This window comes from Pseudomonas sp. SG-MS2 (assembly GCF_009933855.1).
GTDB lineage: Bacteria > Pseudomonadota > Gammaproteobacteria > Pseudomonadales > Pseudomonadaceae > Aquipseudomonas > Aquipseudomonas putida_E.
The window spans coordinates 62,309-72,101 of sequence record NZ_MOMO01000063.1; the positions used below are offsets into that span (position 1 = coordinate 62,309).

Here is a 9,793-nt window from a genome sequence, read left to right on the forward strand (position 1 = left end):
CAGCTAGCCGGGCTCCCACAGGGAGATCGCCGGGTTTTGGTGCTGGCTTTGCTAGAAGCCGATGAAGGCGTAGTACTGCGAAGGCGTGTCGCCAGCCTGCAAGCCCTGCGCCTGCAGGCTGGCCAGCAGGGCCGTGTCCTGCACGTGCAGCGCCCACGGCGCATGGTGCGGTGGCGGTACATCCGCCAGCGCCGCCGCCAAGGCGCCCATGTCTGGAAGGTAGGCCGTGAAGCCATTGCCCTTGAGCGCGCTGATGGTCATGCCCAGGGCCTGGCACACGGCAACCTTGGCCGCGATGTCATCACGATCTGCCTGCCGGGACGCCTGCACGAGTGCCAGCAGCGCCGGGTCCACCGGTAACGAGCCATGAATCAGCTCAGGCCCTTGCTCCCAAGCCTCGGGCGGGCAGTCCTTGTTCTCTGGCCTCAGTGGAATGTGCGGGTTGATTTCCACCGGGTAGATGCGGCAGACCAGCGGCCGGCTCTCGTAGATGGTGCACAGGTCGTTTTCGTCCAGGTTGCGGCAGCGCCCGGGGTTGAACGCGGCAAAGGTCACCGAAACCCGTACCTCGCTGTCACCGCAAGGCACCGGGTGCGAGCGGCGCAGCACATGCTCACGCTGGTCTGCCGGCATCCCCGGGCCATCCTCCACAAAGGCTTCGATCAGCACCACCACCTGGCCGCCGGATGCCGCCCACTGGCGCGACTCGGCCAGGGTCAGTGGTACATGGTGGCCGGTGCAGCACTTGCCGCAGCCGGTACAGGCAAAACGCAGAGAGTCGTTCACGTGGCGTCTGGGTTCCATTCGCTGACGAAGGCCCGCTGGTGCTGGCGGTCGTACAGGCACAGCTCGGAGCCGGTGCGTTGCTGCATGTGCTTTTGTGGATACACCCCTTCGATGACCAGGGCGCTGAAGCCGACCTGGTCATCGAACTCCGCGGGTTTGCCGCGGGCATGGGCGTCCTTGAACTGGCTGGCGGCCAGGCAGGCCTTGAGCATCTGCTGGCGTTGTTCGTTCCAGGCCTGGCTGCTGGAGGCCTGGGCAACACCGCTGAAAAGGGCGCAGGCGATCAGAAGAGAGCTGAAAAACTTCATACGCAATACCGTGAAACGTTCGAGGGGGGCGAAGTATGACCGAGGCATCCCCGGCAACAGGCCAGGGAGTTTGTCGCTGAATATGACAGCACGGCCTTCATCGCTCTGCAAACACTACCGTGCGCGCCGCCACCACCAGGCAATCGGTCAGCTCCGGTGAGGAGAACTTGGTCAGGATGGCATTGGCCCCCGCCAACCTGGCCTTCTCGGCACTCATCGCGCTGTCCAGCGAGGTGTGCAGCAGCACGTAGAGGTGCTGGAAGTCCGGGGTTTCGCGCAGGGTACGGGTGAAGGCATAGCCGTCCATCTCTGACATCTCGATGTCGGAGACGATGATGTTGATCTCCTGCGCAGTGCCCTGCAGCTCCAGCAGCACGTTGATTGCATCCTTGGCACTGCGTGCGGTGTGGCAGTCGATGTCCAGGTTACGCAGGGTGTGCACCGACTGTTGCAGCGCCACCTGGCTATCGTCCACCACCAGGATGTTGGCGGCGGCCAACAGGCTGGCGTCTTCTTCGTTCAGCTTGCCCGGCGCGGGCTCCGGCTCCGGGGGGGCGATGGCATGAATCACCTTTTCGATGTCCAGCACCTGCACCAAGGTATTGTCGACACGGGTCACGCCGGTGATGAACGAGCGGGTGCCCGAGCCATAGGGCGGCGGCCTGATGTCGGTGCTCAGGCAGTGGATGATGCGGCTCACTGCCTGCACATGCAGGCCCTGGCGCGAGCGGCTGATCTCGGTGACGATCAGGCAGCCACCGTCCGGGTCGGCCAGCGGGCGTTCACCGATGGCCCGCGACAGGTCGATCACCGACAGCGGGTTGCCGCGCAGGGTCGCCACGCCTTTCACGTGGGGGTGCGATTCGGGCAACCTGGTCAGCGGTGGGCAAGGGATGATCTCGCTGACCTTGAGCAGGTTGATTGCCATCAGTTTGCCGCTGCGCAGGGTGAACAGCAGCAGGGACAACGCGTCCGCGCGGGCATTTTGCGTGGCCATGGTGACCTTCATGGAAGACAGGGGATAACCGGTTATCGGCCTGTTCGGGCTGGGCTTTAACTTGGCGGCAGCCTTTGCTGGCCCTATCGCCGGCAAGCCGGCTCCTACAAGGTCGTGCCGGCTTGCCGGCGATGGCCGCGCAGCGGCCCTTAGCGCTCGCGCAAGGCCTCCTTGGCCCGGTTAAGCGGCTTGATCAGGTAATCGAGAATGGTTTTTTCGCCCGTGCGGATATCCACCGTGGCAATCATCCCCGGCACGATCGCAAAGCGCTTGCCGGCTTTGTTCTGCAGGCTGTCCTGCTCGGTACGGATGAACACCCGGTAGTAATAGATCTCCGGTTTCACCTCATCCTGCAGGGTATCCGGCGAGATGCCCACCACTTTGCCCTCCAGCCCGCCATACACCGAATAGTCATAGGCACTGATCTTCACCTTGGCCGCCTGGTCGGGGTGGATGAAGGCGATGTCCCGGGGGGCGATGCGCGTCTCGATCAGCAAGCGTTCATCCATCGGCACGATCTTCATCACCTGCCCACCGGGCTGTACCACCCCGCCCAGGGTGTTGACCTCGATGTCCTTGACGATGCCGCGCACTGGCGAGCGCAAGGTCAGGCGTGACAGTGAATCGCTGCGCCCGCGGACCACTTCCGAGAGGCTGTCGGCTTCGGCGCTGGCCTTGGCCAGCTCTTCGCGGGCGCGTACCAGGTAATCGGAGCGCGCTTCGTTGGCCTTGAGCTCGAGCTCCGAGCGCTGGCGGTTGAGGCGGATCACCTCGACCCGGCTGGAGGCGCCCATCTTGGCCAGGTTTTCGGTGATCTGCAGTTCGCTGCGCACCAGCCGCAGCGAGTCCTCGATGCCCGCCAGGGTCTGTTCCAGGCCGCGGCGGCGGGTCTGGTACAACGCGGTTTCGGCGTCGATCAGGTCCGGCGAATCGCGCAGGCTGTCGGGGAAGGCCAGCGGCTTGCCGGTGACCTCGGCGCGCAAGCGCGCAACGCTGGCCGTGGCAGCACGGTACTTGGCCTCGCTTTCACCGACGCTGGAGGCAGTCTTGGTCGGGTCGAGCTGGGCCAGCACCTGGCCGCGCTCGACCAGGTCACCTTCGGCCACGTTCATCTCGGCGACGATGCCGCCTTCGAACGACTGGATCACTTGCTCGCGGGAGCTGGGGATCACTTTGCCGGTGCCGGTGGAGACTTCGATGACCTCGAACCAGGCGGCCCAGGCCAGGAACGCGGCGAGCATCAGCGCGCACACGGTGATGACACGGCCTGCGCGCAGCACGGCCTGATCGTCCTGGCCATCCAGGTAGGACGCGGGGAGTTCATGGTTGCTCATGCCTGCGCTCCTTGCAGTTTGGCCAGGGCGGCGTCACGGCTGTCGTCGATGACGATGCGCCCGCCATCGAGCACGATGATCCGCTCGACCCGTTGCAGCACGCTCAAACGGTGAGTGGCGATCACCAGGGTGCGGCCTTGGCAGAAGCGGTCGAGGTTATCGAGCAGCTTGCGCTCGGTCGTGTCGTCCAGCGAGGCGGTGGGTTCATCCAGCAGCAGTACCTGCGGCTGGCGCACCAGCAGGCGTGCCAGCACCAGTGCCTGGCGTTGCCCGCCGGACAGGCCCAGGCCACCTTCCAGAATCAGGTGGTCCATGCCTTTGGGCAGCCGGCGCACGAAGTCCAGTGCGCCCGTGGCGGCCAGCGCGGCCACCAGTTCCTGGTCACTGGCCTGGCCGGCACCGAGGGTGAGGTTTTCGCGCAGGGTGCCGTGGAACAGCCGCGCATACTGCGCCAGCAAGCCGACGTCACGGCGCAGGTCGGCCGGGTCCAGGTGGGCCAGGGCAATGCCGTCGAGCGTGACCTCGCCTTGCACCAGGTCCATGGCACCGCCCAGCGCCTGCAGCAGGGTCGACTTGCCGGCGCCGTTGCGCCCCAGCACGGCGATGCGCTCGCCCGGCCGGATGTCCAGCTGGCCGATGTTGAGCACCGGCGGTGCCTCGGGGTCGTAGCGGAAGTTGGCCTGGCGCAGCCGGTACTCGCCGCGGATGGCCGGCAGGTGCACACGGGCTTCGCCTTCGGGGTGGTCGACCGGTGACTGCATCAGTTTGTCCAGGCCCTGTAGTGCCACCTTGGCTTGCTGCCAGCGGGTCAGCACATGGGTGAGCTGCGCCAGCGGCGCCATCATCCGCGAGGACAGCATCGAGGCGGCCACCAGGCTACCGGTGGTCAGGTCGCCGGCAATCACCATCGGCGCGCCGATGACGATGACCACGGCAAACACCGCGCCTTGCACGTTCTGGGTCCAGGTCACCAGGCCGTTGGTCAGGGTACGCAAGCGCAGGTTGGTATGCGCGCAGGCTGCGTTGTACTGGTTCCACTGGCGCTCGAAGCGCGCTTCGGCCTGCAGTGCCTTGATTTCGTCCAGGCCTTGGACGCTTTCCACCAGCATGGCGTTGCGCAGTGACGACTCGCGCATCGAGGCATTGGCCAGGCGTGCCAGCCGGCGCTGCGCCAGCAAGCCAGGCAGGAGCATGGCCAGCAGAGCCACTAGCGGGATGAACACCAGCACGCCGCCGATCAGCCAGAACACGAACAGGAACAACAGGAAGAACGGCAGGTCGGCCAGCGCGGTGGCGGTGCTGGAGGTGATCAGGTCGCGGATCGACTCCAGCTCGCGCAACTGCGAAATGAACGAGCCGGTGGACTTCGGCCGTGCCGAGTTGCGCAGGCGCAGGGCATGGCCGTAGACCAGGTCCGACACGCGCAGGTCGGCGCGCTTGCCGAGCAGGTCGGTAACCTTAAGGCGCAGCAGGCGCATGCTGAAGTCGAACACCAGCGCCAGCACCACACCGCCGAACAGCACGTACAGCGTGGGCAGCGATTCGGCGGGGATCACCCGGTCATACACCTGCATCGAGAACAGCACGCCAGCCAGGGCCAACACGTTGGCCACCAGCGAGGCGACCATCACCTGCCCATACGGGCGCAGGTCGCGCAAGACGATGCGGGCGAACCAGTGGCGGTCGTACGGGGCGGTGTAGTCGTCGGTACGCACATCGCGCAACGGCCGTGCCGGGCGCATCAGTGCCACGCGGTTGATGCGCCCTTCGAGCGCTTCGCGGGGCAGGCGCGAGGTCAGGCTCTGGTCGCCGGCGAACACCACGGCCAGCTCGTTGTCCTCGGTCACGGCTTCGACCACAGCCAGTTGGCCATCATCGAGCTCCAGCACCAGTGGTGTACGCCATTGCCGCAGGGCTTTGGCATCGAAACGCACGAAGCGCAGCGACAGGCCGGCCTGGCGCGCCATGTGGCGCAGGATTTCATCCAGCGGCCGGGCATCTTCCACGGCCGCCAGGCGAATGCGCTGTGGGGATACATCCAACCGGTAGTGGTGGGCGACCTGCAGCATGACTTCAAGCCACGGGCCAAGGTCCGGCCGATGGACGATAGCCTGCTCCGGGTTTTGCTGCTGCGTGGCTTGGCTCAGGTTGACGGTATCGTTCATGGCTCGATCTCCACCCCTTGCAGGTTGCGCCCTTCAAGGCCCAAGGCCATGCGCAGGGCGCCGGTGTTGTACAGGCAGTCGACATCCAGGCGCAGCAGGTCGGAACGGGTGCCGGCAAGTTCAAAGCGCGACTGGTAGATTTCCTGCTCGGCATTGAGCAGGTCGAGCAGCGGGCGCGTGCCCAGGTCCAGGTATTGCCGGCCGTAGAGCATGCGTGCCTCTTTGATGCTGGCCTGGCGGGCCTTGAGCGAACTCAGCCGGCGGCCCAGCCCCGAGGTTTGCGCCATGGCTTCGGCCAGCCCTCGGCGGGCCTGCAGGCGTGCGGCGTCTTCGGCGGAGTCAGCGGCGGTCAGGGCATGCCCGGCCGCGCGGCTGCGGGCGCTGATGGCGCCGCCTTGGTAGATCGGCACTTCCAGGTTCAGGTAGATGCCCGCCTGGGTGCGGTCGAGGCGGTTGTTGTCGCGGTCGTAGTCGTTGTCCAGGTAGTGGTTGACCTGCGGCTGCAGCGACAGTGTCGGGTAGGCCTCGGCCTTGGCCTGTGCCAGTTCGGCTTTGGATTGCGCGCGCAGGGCCAGGGCCATGAGCACTGCAGGCAGGCGGTCGTCGGCTTGCGGTGGGCGCTTGCAGGCCTGGTTGAGTTCGGGGGGCGTTTCTTCGGCCAGGGCCGGCGGTGCGACGCGGCCGAGCAGGGCGGCGAGGGTCGAGCGCCACCGCTCGTACTGGGCCTGATACTCCTCCAGGGTGGCGCGGGCACCTTCCACCCGGGACTCGGCCTGGACCACGTCGGAGCGCGTGCTGGCGCCCATGTCGCTGCGCTGGCGCGCCATGCCGGCTATATCGCCAACGCCTTTGATCTGCTCGCGGGCAATCACCATGAGCTGCTCGTAACGGCGGGTTTCGATCCAGGCGTAGGCGGTATCGCGGGCCAGGTCGTCGACCACCAGCAGGATGTTGGCCTGGGCGCGGGCGGCGGCAGCGTGGGCCGCGTCGACAGCGCTGTCGACCTTGCCGAAGTCGTAGAGCATCTGCTTGAGCGACAGGTTCAGCGCCTGGCTGCTGCGGTCGCCGCCATAACCGCTGTCATAGCCGGTGCGGATACCGCCGGAAACCTGTGGGTAGTAACCGGCGCGGGCCACGTTGATGCCTTCGCCTTGCTTGTACAGGTTGCCGATGGCTTCAGCGATGCTGGGGTGCCACTGCGCAGCGGCCAGCACCGCCTCGGCCAGGCCGAGCCGGTCGCCATTGTTGGCGCCCTGGCCGGCCGGTGGGCGGGCAGGGATGGCATCGGGGGCATCGCGTAGCAGTGACGGCCCGATGGTGCGCAGCGAAGGGTCTATGTCATCGGCTGCCTGGGCAACCGGGTTTGAAATCAGTACCAGTAGCGCGACGGCTCCCGGCAACAGCGGTGACAGCGCACTGCTTCGCTTCACATGATTCCCTTACTGCTGATCGTCCTTGCCGCCGGGCATGGCGCCCGGCGGGTTACTGCGGCCTCAGACGACATGAATGCCGTTTTGCACCCACAGGTGGTGGCTCGGGTCCTCCTGGGCCGTGTATTGGTTATAGTCGATGCCGTCGGCGCTCTGGCTGCCGGTCAGGCTCCAGGTGTCGGTCATGTGCACCGAATCCTTGTCGTCGCCTTTGATCAGCAGCGTGCTGCTGCCGCTTTCGGTGACGGCCACCACATCCGCCAGGTTCAGCGTCAGGGCTACCGCGCTGGTGTCGTTGAGGTCGATGATTTCGATGTCGTGGACACGCCCGGCTAGGGAGCCCAGGTCGATGCTGGCATCGCCGCCGCCCCACAGCAGGGTGTCGGTACCGCTACCGCCCTCGACGCCGGCAAAGGCCTGGTCCACCACCACGAGGGTGTCGTCGCCGGCGCCGCCTTGCAGGCTGATCTGCCCACCCTGGCTGCCATCGAGTTGGTCATTGCCATCGGTGCCGGCAATCACCTCGGCGGAGGCCGCCGCGGCGACACTGGCCAGGGCCGCACCCTCGTCGCCGCCGTCAGCCAGCAGCGAGGTGGTCGCGGTGAGCCCGGCAGCGTTGTCCAGGTTGATGGTCAGCGTTGCGGTATCGGTGGTGCCGTTGGGGTGCGTCAGTTCGTAGGTGAAAGTGTCCTGTTGGCCGACCACTGCCGAAGTCAGGCCCTCCTTGAGGGTATAGGTGTAGCTGCCGTCAGCGTTCACCAGAAGCGTGCCGTAGGTGCCGGTCACGCTGACGCCGTTGTAACCGGGGATGGCGTAGGTGTTGGCCGCTACCAGCACGCTGAGCACAGTCAGCGTCGAACCGAGGTTGTCGGCACCGCCGCCGGCGGTGTCGGTCAACAGGTTGCCGGTCACTGGGGTGTAGCCGCTGACCACGAACTCGTTGGTGTACGTGGTGGTGGTGTTGAGGCTGGTGGTGATCGAACTGAGCAGGCCGATGCCACCTGCGCTGACACGGATCTCGTAGGCACCTGGGCCTTGGTTCTGGAAGGTGTAGGCCGAGCCGCCGCCGAGCAGGCTGATCAGCGAACTGCCGGGCACAGACTGCACAAGTACGTACTGGCCGGTAGCCGTGTTGAGTTTGTAAAGGGCGATGGTGGTGCCGTTGAGCAGGCCCAGCAGGTTGGCGGAGTTGAGCACCACTTGCAGGTTGGCGGTGGTATCGGCGGCAACGGTGGTCTCGTAGATCGCCTGCCGCGAGCCGATCAGCGGCAGGGGCAGCGTTCCGAGTGTGGCGCTGTCGGTGTCCACCCGGTTTGCCAGGCTGATGTCGCTGCTGTCGATGTCGTTGACGGCATCGACCACCGTGGCGGGCGCGCCAAGGTTGCTGTCGCTCCAGACCTCCGTGGCTTGCGGGCTGTCGATCCGCACGTAGAGGTTGGCGACATCGGTCAGGCCGTTGCCGTGCACCAGTTGGTAGCTGAACACGTCCACCTTGCCGACGCTGGACGGGGTGCCGTTCGGGGTGTAGGTGTAGCTGCCATCGGCGCGGATCACCAGGGTGCCATACAGGCCCTGCACCTCGGTGGCGCTGCCGGCGGTGACGTAGCTGCCGTTCTTGAGCACCTGCAGCACGGCGCTGCTGTCCGGGCCACGGGCATCGGTGGTGCCGTCGACACCGGGGTCGGTGATGACGTTGCCGGTAGTGGGGGTACCGGTGCCGGTGAGCTCGGTCAGGCTGGAGGTTTCGATGTCCAGCGTGGTGGTGACGTTGGTCACCAGGCCGATGCCGCCGCTGCCTACGGTCAGGCGGTATTCACCGGCCTGCAGTTCGCCGATGTCGACCTGCACCCCCTCGCCCAAGGGGAGCAGAATCAGGTCGAGCAGGCCCAGGCTGTTACCGGTAGCCAGTGTCACCCAGGCCCCGGACGCGTCTTTCACCTGCAGGGTGAAGGTGGCATTGTCGAGCAGGGCCAGGGCACTGCTGGTGGTCAGCGTCAGGGTCGGGTCCGCCGTGGTGCCGGCGTCGACGGTCCAGGTGTAGGTCTTGCTGAAGCCCGCCAGCAGTGTGGTGAAACTGTCGGTGTAGGTCTGCGTGGCGACAACCGGTGCCAGGTTCACGGTGGCGGTGGCCAGATTGTCGCTGGCGGTCACCGGTGCGTTGGCGTCCACGTCCGGTGCGGTGATGGCAACGCTGCCGGAGGCGTTGTTGCGTGGGTCGGTCAGCGATACCGACAGTGTCTGGCCGTTGTCCTGGGCAGGGGTCAGGGTTACGGAGAAGGTGCCGTCGGGCTGCACCGTGCCGGTTTGCAGGACGGTGCCGGTGGAGCTGCGCACCGTGACCGTGGCGCCAGGCTCGCCGCTGCCGGTCAGGGTGCTGCCGTCGGCGCTGATCACCAGGTTGCTGGCCAGCGCTGGCGGGGTGAGGTCTGGAGCGGTCAGTGCGGTGCCGGTCGAGGTGTTGCCGGAGGCATCGGTCAAGGTGACTGTCAGGGCCTGGTTGTCGATTTGCGCCGCCGCCAGGCTGACCACGAACAGGCCGTTGCTGCCCACTGTGGCGGTGCCCAGCACGGTGCCTGCAGTGTCGCGCACGGTGACGGTGCTGCCGATCTGGCCAGAGCCGCTTACCGTGGTGCCGTTGGCGTTGATGGCGGCCGCTGGCGCGGCGGGTGGCGTGGTGTCCGGTGCTGTGATGCTGGCGCTGCCGGACTGGTTGCCGGCGGCATCGGACTGGCGCACGGTAAGCAACTGCCCGTCGTTCTGCGTGCTGCTGAGG

7 protein-coding genes are annotated in these 9,793 nt (G+C 66.4%); all 7 read right to left on the reverse strand.

The annotated features are described in order from the left end of the window. Window positions 1-51 precede the first annotated feature (51 nt). On the reverse strand, window positions 52-786 hold the full coding sequence (locus BLX42_RS04965) for a YkgJ family cysteine cluster protein (RefSeq protein ID WP_125923416.1): 735 nt from the start codon (window positions 784-786) through the stop codon (window positions 52-54). Continuing rightward, entirely contained in the window at window positions 783-1,094 is a 312-nt protein-coding gene (locus BLX42_RS04970; RefSeq protein WP_046784509.1) for a hypothetical protein, read from the reverse strand. The genes BLX42_RS04965 and BLX42_RS04970 overlap by 4 nt, the downstream gene beginning before the upstream one ends. A 97-nt stretch (window positions 1,095-1,191) precedes the next feature. Continuing rightward, window positions 1,192-2,091, reverse strand: coding sequence for a chemotaxis protein (locus BLX42_RS04975; RefSeq protein ID WP_161871262.1), 900 nt, complete (start codon window positions 2,089-2,091; stop codon window positions 1,192-1,194). Between the two features lie 149 nt (window positions 2,092-2,240). Then, window positions 2,241-3,425: an HlyD family type I secretion periplasmic adaptor subunit gene (locus BLX42_RS04980; protein ID WP_161871263.1), complete on the reverse strand. Its 1,185-nt coding sequence runs from the start codon at window positions 3,423-3,425 to the stop codon at window positions 2,241-2,243. Beyond that, window positions 3,422-5,590, reverse strand: a complete 2,169-nt coding sequence (locus BLX42_RS04985; RefSeq protein WP_115273900.1) for a type I secretion system permease/ATPase — start codon at window positions 5,588-5,590, stop codon at window positions 3,422-3,424. The genes BLX42_RS04980 and BLX42_RS04985 overlap by 4 nt, the downstream gene beginning before the upstream one ends. Then, window positions 5,587-7,020, reverse strand: a complete 1,434-nt coding sequence (locus BLX42_RS04990) for a TolC family outer membrane protein (protein WP_161871264.1) — start codon at window positions 7,018-7,020, stop codon at window positions 5,587-5,589. The genes BLX42_RS04985 and BLX42_RS04990 overlap by 4 nt, the downstream gene beginning before the upstream one ends. 63 nt (window positions 7,021-7,083) lie before the next feature. Beyond that, window positions 7,084-9,793: BapA/Bap/LapF family large adhesin (locus tag BLX42_RS04995; RefSeq protein WP_218580305.1), on the reverse strand; the 2,710-nt coding region annotated here is incomplete at its 5' end.

Excerpts from the sequence above, each read along its gene's own strand:
- BLX42_RS04975 (WP_161871262.1), bottom strand. The coding sequence starts at position 2,091 with ATGGCCACGCAAAATGCCCGCGCGGACGCGTTGTCCCTGCTGCTGTTC.
- BLX42_RS04980 (WP_161871263.1), bottom strand. The coding sequence starts at position 3,425 with ATGAGCAACCATGAACTCCCCGCGTCCTACCTGGATGGCCAGGACGAT.
- BLX42_RS04985 (WP_115273900.1), bottom strand. The coding sequence starts at position 5,590 with ATGAACGATACCGTCAACCTGAGCCAAGCCACGCAGCAGCAAAACCCG.
- BLX42_RS04970 (WP_046784509.1), bottom strand. The coding sequence starts at position 1,094 with ATGAAGTTTTTCAGCTCTCTTCTGATCGCCTGCGCCCTTTTCAGCGGT.